At 63.0% G+C, this 17,475-nt stretch carries 12 protein-coding genes; 4 read left to right on the top strand and 8 right to left on the bottom strand.

Features of this window, described 5'->3' with window-relative positions; translation table 11 throughout:
- Nucleotides 1-15: 15 nt before the first annotated feature.
- A complete protein-coding gene (suhB, locus tag C1N62_RS03890) occupies nucleotides 16-819 on the top strand; it encodes an inositol-1-monophosphatase (RefSeq protein ID WP_137762390.1) in 804 nt (267 codons plus the stop codon).
- A gap of 190 nt (nucleotides 820-1,009) precedes the next feature.
- Nucleotides 1,010-2,287 (top strand): stationary phase inducible protein CsiE, encoded by a 1,278-nt coding sequence (gene csiE, locus C1N62_RS03885; RefSeq protein ID WP_137762389.1) that lies wholly within the window; start codon nucleotides 1,010-1,012, stop codon nucleotides 2,285-2,287.
- Between the two features lies 1 nt (nucleotide 2,288).
- On the opposite strand, the gene C1N62_RS03880 is transcribed toward csiE, so the two are convergent.
- The gene (locus C1N62_RS03880) at nucleotides 2,289-3,431 is read right to left on the bottom strand and encodes a 3-phenylpropionate MFS transporter (protein ID WP_137762388.1); all 1,143 of its coding nucleotides are present in this window, start codon (nucleotides 3,429-3,431) and stop codon (nucleotides 2,289-2,291) included.
- Nucleotides 3,432-3,552: 121 nt separating this feature from the next.
- Nucleotides 3,553-4,806, bottom strand: a complete 1,254-nt coding sequence (glyA, locus tag C1N62_RS03875; protein WP_137762387.1) for a serine hydroxymethyltransferase — start codon at nucleotides 4,804-4,806, stop codon at nucleotides 3,553-3,555.
- A 341-nt stretch (nucleotides 4,807-5,147) separates the two neighbouring features.
- Between glyA and hmpA the strand changes: the two genes are divergently transcribed.
- Nucleotides 5,148-6,341 carry an NO-inducible flavohemoprotein gene (gene hmpA / locus C1N62_RS03870; RefSeq protein ID WP_137762386.1) on the top strand — a complete coding sequence of 398 codons (1,194 nt, stop codon included), beginning with the start codon at nucleotides 5,148-5,150 and terminating at the stop codon, nucleotides 6,339-6,341.
- Nucleotides 6,342-6,394: 53 nt separating this feature from the next.
- Here the strand turns inward: hmpA and glnB are convergent, their stop codons facing one another.
- The 5 genes from glnB to purL all read right to left on the bottom strand — a co-directional run bounded on the left by glnB (nucleotide 6,395) and on the right by purL (nucleotide 15,216).
- Nucleotides 6,395-6,733 (bottom strand): nitrogen regulatory protein P-II, encoded by a 339-nt coding sequence (gene glnB / locus C1N62_RS03865; protein WP_137762385.1) that lies wholly within the window; start codon nucleotides 6,731-6,733, stop codon nucleotides 6,395-6,397.
- A gap of 228 nt (nucleotides 6,734-6,961) precedes the next feature.
- A complete protein-coding gene (glrR, locus tag C1N62_RS03860; protein ID WP_137762384.1) occupies nucleotides 6,962-8,302 on the bottom strand; it encodes a two-component system response regulator GlrR in 1,341 nt (446 codons plus the stop codon).
- Nucleotides 8,303-8,313: 11 nt separating this feature from the next.
- The gene (qseG, locus tag C1N62_RS03855) at nucleotides 8,314-9,066 is read right to left on the bottom strand and encodes a two-component system QseEF-associated lipoprotein QseG (protein ID WP_137762383.1); all 753 of its coding nucleotides are present in this window, start codon (nucleotides 9,064-9,066) and stop codon (nucleotides 8,314-8,316) included.
- Nucleotides 9,063-10,538, bottom strand: coding sequence for a HAMP domain-containing sensor histidine kinase (locus tag C1N62_RS03850; protein WP_137762382.1), 1,476 nt, complete (start codon nucleotides 10,536-10,538; stop codon nucleotides 9,063-9,065). The genes qseG and C1N62_RS03850 overlap by 4 nt, the downstream gene beginning before the upstream one ends.
- 787 nt (nucleotides 10,539-11,325) lie before the next feature.
- Complete coding sequence (gene purL, locus C1N62_RS03845; protein ID WP_137764892.1) at nucleotides 11,326-15,216, bottom strand: phosphoribosylformylglycinamidine synthase; 3,891 nt, start codon at nucleotides 15,214-15,216, stop codon at nucleotides 11,326-11,328.
- Nucleotides 15,217-15,491: 275 nt separating this feature from the next.
- On the opposite strand from purL, the gene mltF reads away from it, so the two are divergent.
- Complete coding sequence (gene mltF / locus C1N62_RS03840) at nucleotides 15,492-16,949, top strand: membrane-bound lytic murein transglycosylase MltF (RefSeq protein WP_137762381.1); 1,458 nt, start codon at nucleotides 15,492-15,494, stop codon at nucleotides 16,947-16,949.
- A gap of 4 nt (nucleotides 16,950-16,953) precedes the next feature.
- On the opposite strand, the gene tadA is transcribed toward mltF, so the two are convergent.
- The gene (gene tadA / locus C1N62_RS03835; RefSeq protein ID WP_137764891.1) at nucleotides 16,954-17,427 is read right to left on the bottom strand and encodes a tRNA adenosine(34) deaminase TadA; all 474 of its coding nucleotides are present in this window, start codon (nucleotides 17,425-17,427) and stop codon (nucleotides 16,954-16,956) included.
- Nucleotides 17,428-17,475 lie beyond the last annotated feature (48 nt).

Raw genomic sequence — 17,475 nt, 5'->3', positions numbered from 1 at the left:
AGTTGGAAGATATCCATGCATCCGATGCTGACCATCGCCGTGCGCGCTGCGCGCAAGGCCGGTAACCTGATTGCCAAACACTATGAAACTCCGGACGCTGTAGAAGCGAGCCAGAAAGGCACCAATGACTTCGTCACCAACGTCGACCGTGACGCTGAGCACCTGATTATCGACGTGATCCGCAAGTCTTACCCGAAGCACACCATCATCTCTGAAGAGTGCGGCGAACTGCCGGGCGAAGATGCTGATGTACAATGGATTATCGACCCACTGGATGGCACCTCCAACTTCATCAAACGTCTGCCGCACTTCGCGGTCTCCATTGCCGTACGCATCAAAGGCCGTACGGAAGTGGCCGTGGTTTACGATCCAATGCGCAACGAACTGTTCACTGCGACCCGCGGTCAGGGCACACAGCTGAACGGCTACCGCCTGCGCGGCAGCAATGCCCGCGACCTGGATGGCACCATTCTGGCGACCGGCTTCCCGTTCAAGCTGAAGCAGCACGCTACCCCGTACATGAATATCGTCACCAAGCTGTTTACCCAGTGCGCTGACTTCCGCCGCTCTGGCTCCGCTGCGCTGGATCTGGCCTACGTGGCTGCTGGCCGCGTGGACGGTTACTTCGAGATTGGCCTGAAGCCGTGGGACTTCGCTGGCGGCGAACTGCTGGTGCGTGAAGCGGGCGGTATCGTGACTGACTTCGTTGGCGGCCACAACCACCTGCACTCCGGTAACCTGGTGGCGGGTAACCCGCGCGTGGTGAAATCCCTGCTGGGTGCCATGCGTGAAGAGCTGAGCGAAGCCCTGAAACGTTAATTTTGCTGTATAAATTTCTTGATGCCGCCCAATGGGCGGCATTTTTTTTGCCCAAACCCCGCTGACGGCACGACAGAAGTGTGATGCCGCTTCAAAGGCCGGATGAAACTGCCCTGCATCCGGCGCAGGCGCCACGCGCCTTTGCTATGCTTACACCTCCCCACCCACGTGCGACAGTCAGAAGGTGTTCATGAGCCCGGCCACTCCACCTGCGCCTGAGCTCTCCGGTCAACAACGGCGCTGCCATATTATTTTGCTGTTATGCGCGCCCTCCCCTGTGACATGCCTGGAGAAGATCAGCCAAATCAATGGCGTTGACCTCCCCACCACCCGGCAGGATCTGGCCGACGTGGCGAGTGAAATCCAGCGTTTCCACCATCTGGCCCTGACGGCCGATGGGGCGGCGGTATGCCGCATTGAGGGTTCCATCCTTAACCAGCGTTTATGTTTCTTCCATGTGCTACGACGGGCGCTGCGCGCCTCCCCTGACTTCACCCGGCAACAGGGGGCGCAGCTGCTGCATGAGGGGCTGGCGGCATTCCACCGGCTGGAGGCCAGCGAGACCGATGGCCTGTTGCAGGCGCTGGTGGAGCAGGCGGAGGTGCGGCTGCGGCGCCCGTTTAACGCCCGCGACCGCCACTTCCTCTGCCTGTTTATCAAGTACTGCCTGAACCGCCACCACCAGCTTTGCCATCCCGATTTCAGTCCACAGCAGCGTCGCTGGCTGCGGCAGAAGAGTGAGGCCGCCGCCGCGGCCTGGCTGGCCGGTGAGCTATGCCACCACTTCTCCCTGCCGTGGCGCGAAGCGGAGGAAGATTTCCTGATCCTGCTGCTCACCCTGCTAAAGACCCACAGCTATGACAGCAACGACACGCCGGAAGACCAGCGACTGATGGAGGAGATCCACCAGCTGATTGGCCGCTTCCAGCAGTTGTCAGGCATGAGTTTCAGTAGCCAGCAGGGGCTGGCCGGCCAGTTGTTCGCCCACATGGGCGCGGCGCTGGAGCGCTGCCAGTTCGACATCGGCATCGATCACACCCTGCTAGCGGAGGTGGTGCGGCTGTACCCGCGCCTGATGCGCACCACGCGGGAGGCGCTGGCGGGGTTTGAGGCGGCCTATGGCATTAGCCTGTCGCCGGAGGAGATTGGGCTGATCGCCATCAGCTTTGGCGCCTGGCTGATGCAGGACAATGCCTTGCAGGAGAAGCAGGTGCTGCTGCTGACCAACGGCAATCCGGCGCTGGAGACCGCGGTTGAGCAGCATATCCGCGAGGCGACGCTGCTGCCGCTCACCCTGCGCTACCGACCGCTGGAGCAGTTCCTGCGTGAGGGCGCGCCGCGCGGCGTGACGCTGGTGGTCTCGCCCTACGCCTGCGCGCCGGACAGCGTGCTGCCGACGCTGTATATCGCGTTGCCGCTGGAGAAGGCGCAACGGCTGCAAATCCGCGCCCTGCTGGAAAGCCCCTGAACTAGCGGGCCGTCGGTGCCACCTGCGGCCGCAGGAAGATGGCTGGCAGCGCCACCAGCGCCATCACCCAGAACAGGTGCTGGTGCAGGTGTTGGAACAGGAAGCCAGAGATCATGGTCATCACCGCAATGCCGCCGCCCATCGCCAGCGCCGAGTAGGCCGCCTGCAACCGGATCACTTCCCGCTCGCCGCGCGCGGAGATAAAGCGCATCGCCGCCAGGTGGCAGACAGTGAAGCTGCCGCAGTGCAGAATCTGCATCACCAGCAGCCACGGCAGGTCAATGAACGCCCCCATCAGCAACCAGCGCACCACCCCGCAGCAGGCGGAGAGCAGCAGCAACTGGCGAGCGCTCCAGCGCTTGAACAGCTTCTGGCTGAAGGTGAAGATCACCACCTCCGCCACCACCCCCAGCGACCAGAGGTAGCCCACCACTGCCGCCGAGTAGCCCGCCTCCTGCCAGTAGAGCGCGCTGAAGCTGTAGTAGGCGGCGTGCGCCCCCTGCATCAGCGTCACGCATAACAAGAAGCGTCGCACCGCTGGCTGGCCCAACAGCTCACGCCACGGGATCGCCCCGCTCTCCCCGCGCGTCGCGCCATGCGGCATCACCGCTGGCCGCAGCAACATGCCGACCAGCATTGCCGCCAGCCCGGCCGTCAGGGCGACCAAGATGGCCGGGTGACCGTAGACCGCGATCATCTTGCCGATAAAGGCGGAGCCAATCACGAACGCCAATGAGCCCCACACCCGCACCCGGCCATAGTCGAGGCCAATCTGCCGCTGCCAGGTGGCGGCCAGCGCATCGCTCATTGGCACCAGCGGGCCAAAGAACAGGTTGAAGCCGGCCATCACCATCAGCAGCCAGGCCCAGTGGTTGCCGAACCAGAAGGCCGTGCAGCCCACCAGCGCCAGAAAGGCCATCAGCCGCAGCGCCGCCACCAGCCGCGACGGATCTTTTACCGCCGGGGCCAGCAGCAGGGTGCCGCTGAAGCGTGCCACCATGCCCGCGCCAAGCAGCAGGCCGATGCTTTCGGCGTCCAGCCCCTCCCCTTTCAGCCAGGTGGCGAAAAAGGGCAGGAAGATGCCGTAACAGAAAAAGTAGGTGAAGTAGCTGAGCGCCAGCCAGACGGGGGAAGGCAGAACCATTGTCTCTCCATTTACAGGTTATCGGGCCGCTACTGTAGCGCAAATTTCCGGCGGCCACAGGCAAAAAAAGCACTGCCGAAGCAGTGCCTTCTGTTGCGGGGCGCGTCTGGCGCGCCGGCAATTATGCGTAAACCGGCAGGCGGGCGCAGATCTCCAGCACTTGCTGTTTCACACGCTCGATGGTCGCTTCGTCATGGATGTTGTCCAGCACGTCGCAGATCCAGCCAGCCAGCGCGCGCACGTCATCTTCTTTGAAGCCGCGACGGGTAACCGCCGGAGTACCGATACGGATACCGGAGGTGACGAACGGGCTTTTCGGATCGTTCGGCACGCTGTTTTTGTTGACGGTGATGTTGGCGCGGCCCAGTGCGGCGTCAGCATCTTTACCGGTCAGCTCTTTGTCCACCAGATCCATCAGGAACAGGTGGTTCTCGGTGCCGCCGGAGACCACTTTGTAGCCGCGCGCCAGTACCACTTCCACCATTGCCTTGGCGTTTTTGGCCACTTGCTGCTGGTAGGTTTTGAACTCTGGCTCCATCGCCTCTTTCAGCGCCACAGCCTTGCCAGCAATGACGTGCATCAGCGGGCCACCCTGGCCGCCTGGGAAGACAGCGGAGTTCAGCTTCTTATAGAAATCTTCGTTGCCGCCCTTCGCCAGGATCAGGCCGCCGCGCGGGCCAGCCAGGGTTTTGTGGGTGGTGGTGGTGACGATGTGTGCGTGAGGAACCGGGTTCGGATAGACGCCCGCCGCCACCAGACCGGCGACGTGCGCCATGTCAACGAACAGGTAAGCGCCGATGCTGTCTGCGATTTCGCGCATTTTTGCCCAGTCAACGGTACCAGAGTAGGCGGAGAAGCCACCGATGATCATTTTCGGCTTGTGAGTCTCGGCCTGCTGCGCCAGATCAGCGTAGTCAATTTTGCCGCTCTCATCGATGCCGTAAGGCACGACGTTGTAGAGTTTGCCGGAGAGGTTAACCGGGGAGCCGTGAGTCAGGTGGCCACCGTGCGCCAGGTTCATCCCGAGGATGGTGTCACCCGGTTGCAACAGTGCGGTGTAGACGGCGAAGTTAGCCTGGGAACCGGAGTGCGGCTGGACGTTGGCATAGTCAGCGCCAAACAGCGCTTTTGCGCGGTCGATGGCCAGTTGTTCGACAATGTCAACATACTCGCAGCCACCGTAGTAACGCTTACCCGGATAGCCTTCCGCATATTTGTTGGTCAGCTGAGAGCCCTGAGCCTGCATAACGCGCGGGCTGGTGTAGTTTTCTGAGGCAATCAGCTCAATATGCTCTTCCTGACGAACAACTTCCTTCTCCATTGCTTGCCACAGTTCGGCATCATAATCGGCAATGTTCATTTCACGCTTTAACATCTGCTTCTCCTGACTCACACTCAATTAAACAACCCCTGCGGGTGATGGGCCACAGTGTAAACTGTTTTTGCCTGCCGCCATAGGGCTGATGCCAGGTTTTTACGCAAACGTTTGGCTTCAGGTGGCACAAGGCTCCCTTCACTCTCCTTAACCCAAGGTGCAACCGGCTTTTCCTCCGCTACCGTGATAAAGATTACACCTTTACACAATCGCTCCCTAAATCACAAATCCTTAACAAAAATAGGTCTATTTACAACCACCTACGGCTGCTATAAGATGCATATCAAATACATCATTTAGTCCTTTACCTTTCTGACGCGTCGCGTCCCCAGGAGCACCCAATGTTGGACTCACAAACTGTTGCCATCATTAAATCGACCATTCCCGTGCTGGTTGCCACCGGCCCAAAACTGACCGCCCACTTTTATGAGCGGATGCTGGGTCGCCATCCAGAGTTACAAAATGTCTTCAATATGCGCCACCAGAGCAATGGCGACCAGCGCGAGGCGCTGTTCAATGCCATCTGCGCCTATGCCGCCAATATTGAAAACCTGCCCGCCATCCTGCCAGCCGTAGAGAAGATTGCGCAGAAGCACGCCAGCCTGAACATCCGCCCGGAGCAGTACGCGATTGTTGGTGAGAACCTGCTGGCGACGCTGGATGAGCTGCTCAGCCCCGGTCAAGAGGTGCTGGATGCCTGGGGCAAAGCGTATGGGGTGCTGGCTGGGGTCTTTATCCAGCGTGAGGGGCAGATCTACCAGGAGACCGCAGCGCAGAACGGCGGCTGGGAAGGCACCCGCGATTTCCGCATCGTGCGCAAGCAGCCGCAGAGCGAGATCATCACCAGCTTTGAGCTGGCACCGGTGGATGGCGGCCCGGTCGTTGATTTCCAGCCGGGCCAGTATGTGTCGGTCTATGTGCAGGATGCCGCCTGGCACACCCACCGCCAGATCCGCCAGTACTCCCTGACCGCCGCGCCGAATGGCCACAGCTACCGCATCGCAGTGAAACGTGAGGATGAGGGCGCGGTCTCCCGCTACCTGCATCAGGTGGCGCAAGAGGGCAGCGTGGTGCAACTCGCCGCGCCGCGCGGTGATTTCTTCATGGATGTGCAACCGGAAACGCCCGTGACGCTGATCTCCGCTGGCGTTGGCCAGACCCCGCTGCTCTCCATGCTCCACACCCTGAAGGCGAAGGGGCACGCCGCGCCGATCAACTGGCTACATGCCGCCGAGAATGGCCGCCTGCACGCCTTTGCCGGTGAAGTGGCCGAACTTGCCGCCGCGCTGCCGAACCTCTCCCGCCATGTCTGGTATCGCCAGCCGGAAGCGGCAGATATCGTGGGCGTGGACTACCACAGCATCGGCTGGATGGATCTGGGGGCAGTCGCACCGCAACTGACGGCGCCGGGAATGCACTTCTACCTCTGCGGCCCGGTCGGTTTCATGCAGTTTGTTGCCCGCCAGCTGCTGGATGCCGGTATCCCAGCGGAAAACCTGCACTACGAAGTGTTTGGCCCGCACAAAGTGCTGTAAGCCAACGCAAAAAGGGCGCCCGAAGGCGCCCTTTTTTATGGCGGAGAGCGGGCTTAGATCGCCTCTTCATCCTCTTCGCCGGTACGGATACGCACCACGCGGGAGACGTCAAAGACAAAGATCTTGCCGTCGCCGATTTTACCGGTCTGCGCGGTGCGCATGATGGTCTCCACGCAGGTGTCCACGATGTCATCTGCCACCACAATCTCGATTTTCACTTTCGGCAGAAAATCGACCATATACTCCGCGCCGCGGTAGAGTTCAGTGTGGCCCTTCTGGCGGCCAAAGCCTTTTACTTCGGTGACCGTCATGCCGGTAATCCCGACTTCGGCCAGTGCTTCACGGACATCATCCAGTTTGAACGGCTTAATAATCGCGTCAATCTTTTTCATGGCGAACCCTTTCTTTTACATAATATGCGGCCAAGGCCGGAGGTTTTCGTCTGACATCACGTGCCGGGCGGCGGCGCACGCCCACTGTCCGACAACGATTGCCTGCCCGGCGCTGGCCACGGTGGCCCGTTAAGTATGGCAGTTGCCCACTATCCTGCCCTGCCCGGCGCGACAATAAGCCTGCGAGTGTAAAGCATTCTGGCCGGTTTGTTTAGCCACCTGCGGCGGCTAATCCTTAAAGTCGTTGGCATCCAGCTCGTGGCGCGACAGCAGCTTATAGAACTCGGTGCGGTTGCGCCCGGCCATGCGCGCCGCCTGCGTCACGTTGCCCTTGGCGATCTGCAACAGCTTGCGCAGATAGTGCAGCTCAAACTGGTTGCGCGCCTCGGCGAAGGTCGGCAGTACCCGGTTCTCCCCCTCCAGCGCCTGCTCCACCAACGCGTCACTGATCACTGGCGCGGAGGTGAGCGCCACGCACTGCTCAATCACATTGACCAGTTGGCGCACGTTGCCCGGCCAGCTCGCCGCCATCAGCCGTTTCATCGCATCGGAGGAGAAGCTGCGCACAAACGGTTTGTGGCGCTGCGCCGCGGCGCGCAGCAGATGGTTGGCGAGCAGCGGAATATCCTCTGGCCGCTCATTCAGCGCTGGCAGCTTGAGGTTGACCACATTCAGGCGGTAGAAGAGATCCTCACGGAATTCGCCGCGCGCCATCACCTTTGGCAGGTCGCGGTGGGTGGCGGAGAGGATGCGCACATTGACCTCCAGATCGCGGTTGCTGCCGAGCGGCCGCACCTTGCGCTCCTGGAGCACCCGCAGCAGCTTGACCTGCAACGAGAGCGGCATGTCGCCAATCTCATCGAGGAACAGCGTGCCCCCCTCCGCCGCCTGAAACAGCCCCTCACGCTGGCTGACCGCGCCGGTAAACGCGCCCTTGGCATGGCCGAACAGCTCTGACTCCAGCAACTGCTCCGGCAGCGCGCCGCAGTTGATGGCGATGAACGGCCGCTGCGCGCGCGGGCTGGCGGCGTGGATCGCCTGCGCCAGCACCTCCTTGCCGGTGCCGCTCTGGCCGTTGATCAGCACGCTGACGTCCGACTGCGCCACCATCCGCGCCTGCTCCAGCAGACGCAGCATCAGTGGGCTACGGGTGACAATCGCCTCACGCCAGCGCTCATCCGCCGCCGGGGCGGTGGTCAGCGCCAGCGCCTCGTCGATCGCCTTGTAGAGCGCGTCACGATCCACCGGCTTGGTGAGGAAGCTGAACACGCCCTGCTGGGTGGCCGCCACCGCGTCCGGGATGGAGCCGTGGGCGGTCAGGATGATCACCGGCATCCCCGGCTGGTGCTTCTGGATCTCGCTGAACAGCGCCATGCCATCCATCTCATCCATCCGCAAGTCGCTGATCACCAGATCAATCTTTTCGCGTGCCAGCAGCCGCAACGCCTCTTGCCCGCTCTCGGCGGTGGTGACGCTGAACCCCTCGCTGCTCAGGCGCATCCCGAGCAGCTTCAGCAGGCTGGGATCGTCATCCACCAGCAGCAGGTTGGCGGGTTTACGTTGGGTCATCCTGGCCCTCCTTAGTGGTCGCCGGCAGCCGGCGGGGTGTAGGTCTCATCGGGATCGACGCGGCGATGGCCCTCGCCGCCCTCCGGCAACTCGCCCTGCAACTGCTTGCGCGAGGAGAGCCGGCGCTCGATGTCGGTCAGGTTCTCCAGCTTCTGCTGGGTGTCGCTGAGCTTATCCTGAAGCAGCGCCTGCGCCTGATGCAGCGCCGCGATCTGGCTGGCGTTCGCCTCCTGGGCGCGCTGGGCCTTTGCCCGCTCCTCGTTCAGCACAATCTCCAGGTTCTGGCGCTCCCGCCAGAGCTGCACCAGCGGCCGCAGTGAACCGGGCATCTCGGCGCGGTACTGGTTGACCCGCGTGAGCAGCTGGCGGCGGCCCGCTGGCGTCGGGTCGGCGCTGGAGAGCAGGATGCTCTGGCGGAAGGCACTCTCCCAGGAGTCCACCACCATCGACTGGCCGAGCCGCTGGGCCTCGGCGGGGCCGAGCCGGTCGGCGCAGTCAATCGCCCGTAGCCAGTAGAGGGCATTCTCGGTGCTCTCTTTGCCCTCCAGATCCCACAGGGTTTCACAGGCGGCGACGCGGAAGTCGATCACCTGCTGGTCGGGCAGCGCCTGCAACGGGGTATGGGCGGCACCCTGGCCGCCACCCTGCATACAGCTGGCCAGCATCGGCAGCAGGCCCAGCGAGGCCAGTAGCCGCCCGCCGCGCACCGCCCGGGCCACTCCCGCTCCCCGCTGTAGCAGGGAGCCAAATATGCGCATTGTCATTGTTCGTGATTCCCGGCTGGTAACGGCAGTTCAATTCGGAAACAGACATCAGCATAGGCCACCTTGATCAGCTGCAGATCGCCTTGCATCCGGCTGATGCAGTCATGGGCAATGCTCAGCCCGAGGCCACTGCCCTTGACCGCGCCCTTGCGTTGCTGGCTGCCCTGAAAAAATGGCTCAAAAATCATCGCTTTCTCACTTTCGGCAATCGGCGTGCCGCTGTTGGCGACCTCAATGTGTAGCCGGTTGCCAGCCTGACGGCTGCGGATCCAGATGTTACCGGATTCAGCCCCGTAGTGCACCGCATTGGAGTAGAGGTTGTCGAGCGCGCGCATCAGCAGCGTCGGTTCGGCGCGGCAGTGGGTCGCCGCCAGATCCAGGTGGGTGCGGATCTGCTTGGCGCGCGCTGGCAGGCTATGGGCGGAGACCACCCGCGCCACCATCTCCGGCAGCGCCACCTGCGCCTTCTCCGCCGGGCCATCTGACAGCTTGCGGTTGTAGTCGAGCAGCTGCTCAATCAGGGTTTGCAGGTGGCGGCTGCTCTTGTCGAGGATGGCCACCACCTCCTGCTGGTCGCGGGTCAGCGGCCCGGCCACCTCATCCGCCAGCAGCTCCGTGCCCTCACGCATACTGGCGAGGGGCGTTTTCAGCTCGTGGGAGATGTGGCGCAAAAACTCATGGCGCTGCGACTCCAGCCAGGCGAGCCGCTCACTGAGCCAGATGATGCGCTGGGCCAGCGACTGCAACTCACGCGGGCCGTGGAACATCACGCTGTTGCCGAGCGCCCGCCCCTCCCCCAGCCGGTTGATCATCCGCTCCACCCCCTTCACCGGGCCGATGATCATGCGGGTGAAGAGGGCCACCAGCATCACGCTGAGCAGGAACAGCATCAGCGCCTGCCAGCCGAAGTAGTGGCCGCGCTCGGCAATCGCCTGTTGCAGCTGCTGGCCGCGCGAGAAAATGATATTGCGGGTGGCCTGCACCATTTCGGCGTTGGATCGGGAGAAGAGCTCCAGCCCGGCCGAGGCCTGTGGGCTGGGGCCGCTCTGCTGGCAGGCCATCGTTGACAGCTGGTCGAGCAGCGTATGCAGCGTCTGGTAGTAACGCGGATCGGGCAGGATGGTGGCGTGGGTATCCAGCATCTGCGCATAGCGCTGGCGCTGATCCTGATAGAGCCGCGCCAGCGTGGCGTCATCCAGCACGCAGTACTGGCGGTAGCTGCGCTCCATCTCCAGCGCCACGCTGGTCATCGCCTCGCTGCGCCGCGCGTCGCTTAGGGTGGTGCGGTTGATGTCAGCCGCCTGGGCGCTGAGGTTATCGAGGCTCTCATAGGCCTGATAGGCCAGCACCAGCAGGGGCAGCAGCACCAGCAAAAAGGCCATCAGCACCAGCTGGCGCAGGGAACGGGGGAAGAAACGCCAGCTTTTCAGCGTCAGCCGTTGCAGGGTGGCGAGGCGGGTGTTGAATCGCATGTGTGACCGGCTCCTTGCACAGGGAAATGCGGGCAACCCGCCGCCGCAGTATACCCCAGCGCCGGGCCGGGCAGAAAACCGGCAAAAAAAAGCACCGCCAATGCGGTGCCTGATGTGTGGGCCGTTTGCCCAAGGTAGAGACCCTGACACTCGTGGGTGTCGGTGGAGGCGGTCAGGGCCTGGCCCCCGCGGGGGCCAGCCGCACGGTATGACCCTGCGGCGGAATGGGTGGATGCGTGATAACGTTCCCAGGCTGATGAACACTCATCAAAGGTGGAACGGTCGGCATCCGTCTTGCCCCTTGGGTAAGACGCTTACCGGCGGGGGGAGTTAAGGTTGGCGCCTCACTCAACGTGTCGTCCTGCGGGTGATAAAGCCAGCTGGCGATAATCGATGCGGTGGACGATAGGCACCTTGCTTTGGCGTCATTCGGATCTTATGGGGCGCATATTCCGCCGGGGCGGGGCCGTCATAAGTAAGGTGAATGAGCAACTGCGCAATAGAATGCACATTGTATGCCAACTTTTTGGATAATGCATTAAGTGGTTAGTTTTAAGAATAATTTTATGTGACGTGCTAAAAATTCAGTTAACTAACAAGGGATTACTTGCGCATTTTTGCGCCGCGCTGTCGCCAAAAACCGACACTTTTCTCACTATCAATTTTAATTCATATAATTCAAAGGATTAAGTGTCGCTTTTTGGCGACATCGAAAATGGCTGACGTCGCCATTTCCCGACAGCCATAAAAAAGGCGGCCCGCAGGCCGCCTGTTAATGCATGGGCTATCAGCCGAGCTGACGGCGCGCGTTGCGGAACATCCGCATCCACGGGCTGTCCTCGCCCCAGTTTTCCGGGTGCCAGGAGTTGCTGACGGTACGGAACACGCGCTCCGGGTGCGGCATCATTACCGTCACGCGGCCGCTGGCGTTGGTGACCGCCGTAATGCCGTTCGGCGAGCCGTTCGGGTTGGCCGGGTAGTTCTCGGTGACGTTACCCAGGTTATCGACATAGCGCAGCGCCACCAGACCCTGATGCTCCAGCGTCGCCAGGTGGGCGTTGTCACGCACCTCCACTCGCCCTTCCCCGTGGGAGACGGCGATCGGCATCCGGGAGCCAGCCATCCCCTCCATCAGCAGCGACGGGCTGGCGGCCACTTCCACCAGACTGAAGCGCGCCTCGAAGCGATCCGACAGGTTGCGCACGAAGCGCGGCCAGCTCTCGGCCCCTGGGATCAGCTCCTTGAGGTTGGACATCATCTGGCAGCCGTTGCACACGCCCAGCGCCAGCGTCTGCGGACGGTTGAAGAAGTCTTCAAACTCGTCGCGCACGCGGCTGTTGAACAGCACGGATTTCGCCCAGCCTTCGCCCGCGCCCAGTACGTCGCCGTAGGAGAAGCCGCCGCACGCCACCAGCGTGTGGAAATCTTGCAGATCACGACGCCCCTCGATCAGGTCGCTCATGTGCACGTCCACCGCATCGAAACCGGCGCGATGGAAGGCGGCCGCCATCTCCACGTGGGAGTTAACGCCCTGCTCGCGCAGCACCGCCACTTTCGGCCGAGCCTGTTTGGCGATGTACGGCGCGGCCACATCTTCGTCCGGCGCAAAGGTCAGCTTGGCGTTCAGGCCCGGATCGCTGGCCTGCTGTTTGGCGTGGTGCTCCTGATCGGCGCACTCTGGGTTGTCGCGCAGGCGCTGCATCTGCCAGGTGGTTTCAGCCCACCAGGTGCGCAGGGTGCTGCGGCTCTCGCTGTAGACCGCGTGGCCGTTGCTCTGGATCACGAAGCGGTCGCCCTCGGTGGCGCGTCCCAGATAGTGGGTGCACGCTTGCAGGCCATGCTTCGCCAGCAGCGCCTCAACTTCCGCACGCTGCTCCTCTTTCACCTGGATGACCGCACCCAGCTCCTCGTTGAACAGTGCCGCCAGCGCGTCATTGCCCAGCGCATGGATGTCCACGTCAAGACCGCAGTGGCCAGCAAACGCCATCTCTGCCAGCGTCACCAGCAGGCCGCCGTCGCCGCGGTCGTGGTAGGCCAGCAGCTTGCCCTCTGCCACCAGCGCCTGCATGGCGTTGAAGAAGCCCGCCAGCTGTTCGGCGTCATGCACATCGGCGGTGGTGTCGCCCAACTGGCGATAGACCTGCGCCAGCGCGGTGGCACCCAGCGCGTTGCGGCCGTTGCCCAGATCGATCAGCAGCAGCGCATTGTCGCCCTTGTCGGTGCGCAGTTGTGGGGTCACGGTACGGCGCACATCCTCCACGCGGGCGAAGGCGGTGATCACCAGCGAGAGCGGCGAGGTCATCTCACGCGTCTCGTTGCCCTCCTGCCAGCGGGTCTTCATTGACATGGAGTCCTTGCCGACCGGAATGGTCAGGCCGAGCGCCGGGCAAAGCTCCTCGCCCACCGCGCGTACCGCGTCATACAGGCCCGCGTCCTCGCCGGGGTGGCCCGCCGCTGACATCCAGTTGGCGGAGAGTTTCACCCGCTTCAGGCTGCCAATGTCGGTCGCCGCCAGGTTGGTCAGCGCCTCGCCGACCGCCAGACGGGCGGAGGCGGCAAAGTTGAGCAGCGCCACCGGGGCGCGCTCGCCCAGCGACATCGCCTCGCCGTGGTAGCTGTCGAGGCTGGCGGTGGTGACCGCACAGTCCGCCACCGGGATCTGCCACGGGCCGACCATCTGGTCGCGTGCCACCATGCCGGTCACGGTACGGTCGCCGATGGTGATCAGGAAGGTCTTCTCCGCCACTGCCGGCAGGTGCAGCACACGGTTAACGGCGTCTGCCAGGGTGATGCCCTCGCGTTGCAGCGCATGGCCAGCCGCCTGTTGGCGCGTCACGTCACGCAGCATTTTCGGCGTCTTGCCCAGCAGCACATCCAGCGGCATGTCGATCGGCTGGTTGTCGAAGTGGCTATCGTTCAGCGTCAGGTGGCGCTCTTCGGTCGCCTCGCCAATCACCGCATACGGCGCGCGCTCACGGCGGCAGATCTCATCGAACTGCGCCAGTTGCGCCGGTGCCACCGCCAGCACGTAACGCTCCTGGGATTCGTTGCACCACACTTCCAGCGGGCTCATGCCCGGCTCATCATTCAGGATGTCGCGCAGCTCGAACCGGCCGCCGCGGCCGCCGTCGCTCACCAGCTCCGGCATGGCGTTGGAGAGGCCGCCCGCGCCGACGTCATGGATAAACAGGATCGGGTTCTCTTCGCCCAGCTGCCAGCAGCGGTCAATCACCTCCTGGCAACGGCGCTCCATCTCTGGGTTGTCACGCTGCACGGAGGCGAAATCGAGGTCGGCGTCCGACTGGCCTGAGGCCATCGAGGAGGCCGCGCCGCCGCCGAGGCCGATGTTCATCGCTGGCCCGCCCAGCACAATCAGCTTGGCGCCTACGGTGATCTCACCCTTCTGCACATGGTCGGCACGGATGTTGCCAATGCCGCCCGCCAGCATGATCGGCTTGTGGTAGCCACGCAGCTCCACGCCATTGTGGCTGCTGACCTCTTCCTCATAGGTACGGAAGTAGCCCAGCAGCGCTGGCCGGCCAAATTCGTTGTTGAAGGCCGCGCCGCCCAGCGGGCCTTCGGTCATGATGTCGAGCGCGGTGACAATGCGCTCTGGCTTGCCGAAATCCTCTTCCCACGGCTGCTCAAAGCCAGGGATGCGCAGGTTGGAGACGGAGAAACCCACCAGCCCTGCTTTCGGTTTCGCGCCACGCCCGGTTGCGCCCTCATCGCGGATCTCGCCGCCGGAGCCGGTGGCCGCGCCCGGCCACGGGGAGATGGCGGTCGGGTGGTTGTGGGTCTCTACCTTCATCAGGATATGCGCCTCTTCCTGATGGTAGTCATAGCGCCCCTCTTTCGCGTCGGCGAAGAAGCGGCCCACCGTCGAGCCTTCCATTACCGCGGCGTTGTCCTTGTAAGCGGAGAGCACGTGGTCGGGGGTCTTCTCAAAGGTGTTCTTGATCATTTTGAACAGCGACTTCGGCTGCGCCTCGCCATCGATCACCCAATCGGCGTTGAAGATCTTGTGGCGGCAGTGCTCGGAGTTCGCCTGCGCGAACATATACAGCTCGATGTCGGTCGGGTTGCGCCCCAGCGTGGTGAAGGCCTGTTGCAGGTAGTCAATCTCATCCTGCGCCAGTGCCAGGCCCAGCTTGACGTTCGCCTGCTCCAGCGCGCCGCGCCCTTCGCCCAGCACATCCACATGCCCGACCGGGGCCGGCTGGTGGTGCGCAAAGAGCTGCTGTGCCTGCTCCAGCTCGCTAAAGACGCACTCCATCATGCGGTCATGCAGCAGGGCGGCCAATGCCTGCCACTGCGCGTCCGTCAGGGTCGGCGCCTCAATATAGAAGGCCAGGCCGCGCTCGAGGCGCGTGACCTGCGTCAGGCCACAGTTATGGGCGATGTCCGTTGCCTTGGAAGACCACGGGGAGATGGTGCCGGGGCGTGGCGTCACCAGCAGCAGGCGGCCTTGCGGGGCGTGTTCGGCGAGAGAGGGGCCATATTTCAGCAAACGCTGCAATTTGGTCTGTTCGTCGGCGCTCAGTGGCGCACTGACGTCGGCAAAGTGTACATATTCGGCGTAGACAGCGTCGACCGGCAGGCGGGCTTCCTGGCAACGGGACAGCAGTTTGTTAATACGAAAAGCCGACAAAGCGGGCGAACCACGCAGTATTTCCATCATTTCAGTTCTCTCGTCTTCGAAGCCGCAGGCAGGGCTTCATTGGGCGCAACAGGGGGAAAACGCGGGCCATTATAGAGAATCCCACTGCCAGACGAAACCGTTTGCGCAGGGATAATTACGATTAGTCCGCTTTTGCCGCCTTTTGGCAACCGGTGCCAATAAAGTTGCGTGTTGGCTTTTTGTTGAGCAAAATGCGTCGGCACTGGGATTTTACACATGCGTTAGCATGACCTAATACACGCAATGACATCGCGCCGCAGTGAGATAACTATTTGAAGCGCATACAATTAAATTACCTTTTTGTCGGGGCGGTAACGCTGCTCCTGGCGCTGGCCCTTTGGCCCGCCATTCCCTGGCACAGCAACCAGGGCGACCAGCTTGAGCGTATCCTGTCACGCGGCGAGCTGCGCATCAGCACCCTTAACTCCCCGCTGACCTACTACACCAGCCAGGAGGGCGCGGGCGGGCTGGATTATGAGCTGGCCCAACACTTTGCCGAGTATCTGGGGGTCAAGCTGGTGGTGCGGCCGCAGCGCAGCATTGATGACCTGTTTGATGATTTGGATGACCAGCGCGCCGATCTGGCCGCCGCCGGGCTGATCTACAACACTGACCGGCTGGCCCGTTTCCGCGCCAGCCCCGCCTACTACTCCGTGTCGCAACAGCTGGTCTATCGGCAGGGCAACGCCCGGCCCAAAAACCTCGACGCCCTGAAGGGCCGGCTGGCGGTCGCCTCTGGCTCGGCCTACGTCAGCACCCTGAAGCAACTGAAAGCGGGCAAGCACCCCGACCTGAGCTGGGAGTCGGTGGGCGATCTCTCGACGCGCGAGCTGCTGGAGCAGGTGGCGGACGGCAAGCTGGAGTACAGCATCGGCGACTCCGTGACCATCGGGCTGTTGCAGCGCATCCATCCGCAGCTGGCGGTGGCCTTTGACATCACTGATGAGGAGCCGGTCACCTGGTTCTTCCCGCGCAGCGGCAATGACAGCCTGCACGCGGCGCTGCTCGACTTCTTCAGCCAGATGATGGAGGACGGCACCCTGGCGCGGCTGGAGGAGAAGTATCTGGGCCACGTCGGCAGCTTTGACTACGTGGACACCCGCACCTTCCTGGCGGCGATCGACAATATCCTGCCAGCGCTGCAACCGCTGTTTGAGAAGTATGCGCGCCAGTTTGACTGGAAATTGCTGGCGGCCATCTCCTATCAGGAGTCGCATTGGGACCCGACCGCCACCTCCCCCACCGGCGTGCGCGGTCTGATGATGCTGACGCGCGCCACCGCCGCTGGCCTCGGCATCGATGACCGGCTGGACTCGGAGCAGAGCATCCAGGGCGGTACGCTCTATCTGGAGCGGCTGATGGAGAAGGTGCCGCAGAGCGTGCCGGTGGATGAGCGCATCTGGTTTGCGCTGGCGGCCTATAACATGGGCTACGGCCACATGCTGGACGCGCGCAAGCTGACCAAAGCGCAGCAGGGCAACCCGGACAGCTGGGTGGACGTGAAGCAGCGGCTGCCGATGCTCAGCCAGCGCCGTTACTACAGCCAGACCACCTACGGCTATGCGCGCGGGCAGGAGGCGTATAACTACGTGGAGAATATCCGCCGCTATCAGGCGAGTCTGGTGGGCTATCTGGAGGAGCGGGAGAAGAAGGCCGCCCAGCAGGCGGCCCTCGATGCGCAGTATGCGCGCGGTTACCCGGCGGTCTCCGCCGAGGCGGCCGGGCTGTAGCGCCTTACTGGCCGGCGGCGCGCGCCGCCTGTTTCAGCGCCTTCTGCTGGGCGCGGCGCAGGCGGAAGAAGTCGCTCAGCTGGGTGGAGCACGCCTCCGCCAGCACGCCCGACTCCACCTCAATCTGGTGGTTCATGCCGGGGTGACGCAGCACGTCGAGCAGCGAGCCGACCGCGCCGGTCTTCAGATCCTCCGCGCCATACACCAGCCGCCCAATGCGGCTGTGCACCATCGCCCCGGCGCACATCACGCACGGCTCCAGGGTCACGTAGAGGGTGGCGTTCAGCAGCCGGTAGTTTTGCAGCACCTGGCCGCCCTGCCGCAGCGCCATGATCTCGGCGTGGGCGGTTGGGTCGTGGCGGCCAATCGGCCGGTTCCACCCTTCGCCAATCGGCTGGTTGTCCAGCACCAGCACCGCGCCGACCGGCACCTCGCCCTCATCCTGCGCGCGTTGCGCCAGCGTCAATGCGTGCCGCATCCAGAATTCGTGGTTATTTTCCTGCGTCACATTGACCTCATCATCTAT

The organism is Nissabacter sp. SGAir0207, from assembly GCF_005491205.1.
In the GTDB taxonomy this organism is placed as follows: Bacteria; Pseudomonadota; Gammaproteobacteria; order Enterobacterales; family Enterobacteriaceae; genus Chimaeribacter.
The sequence above is the reverse complement of the archived record's forward strand: the minus strand, read 5'-3'. Positions and strand labels throughout refer to the sequence as shown.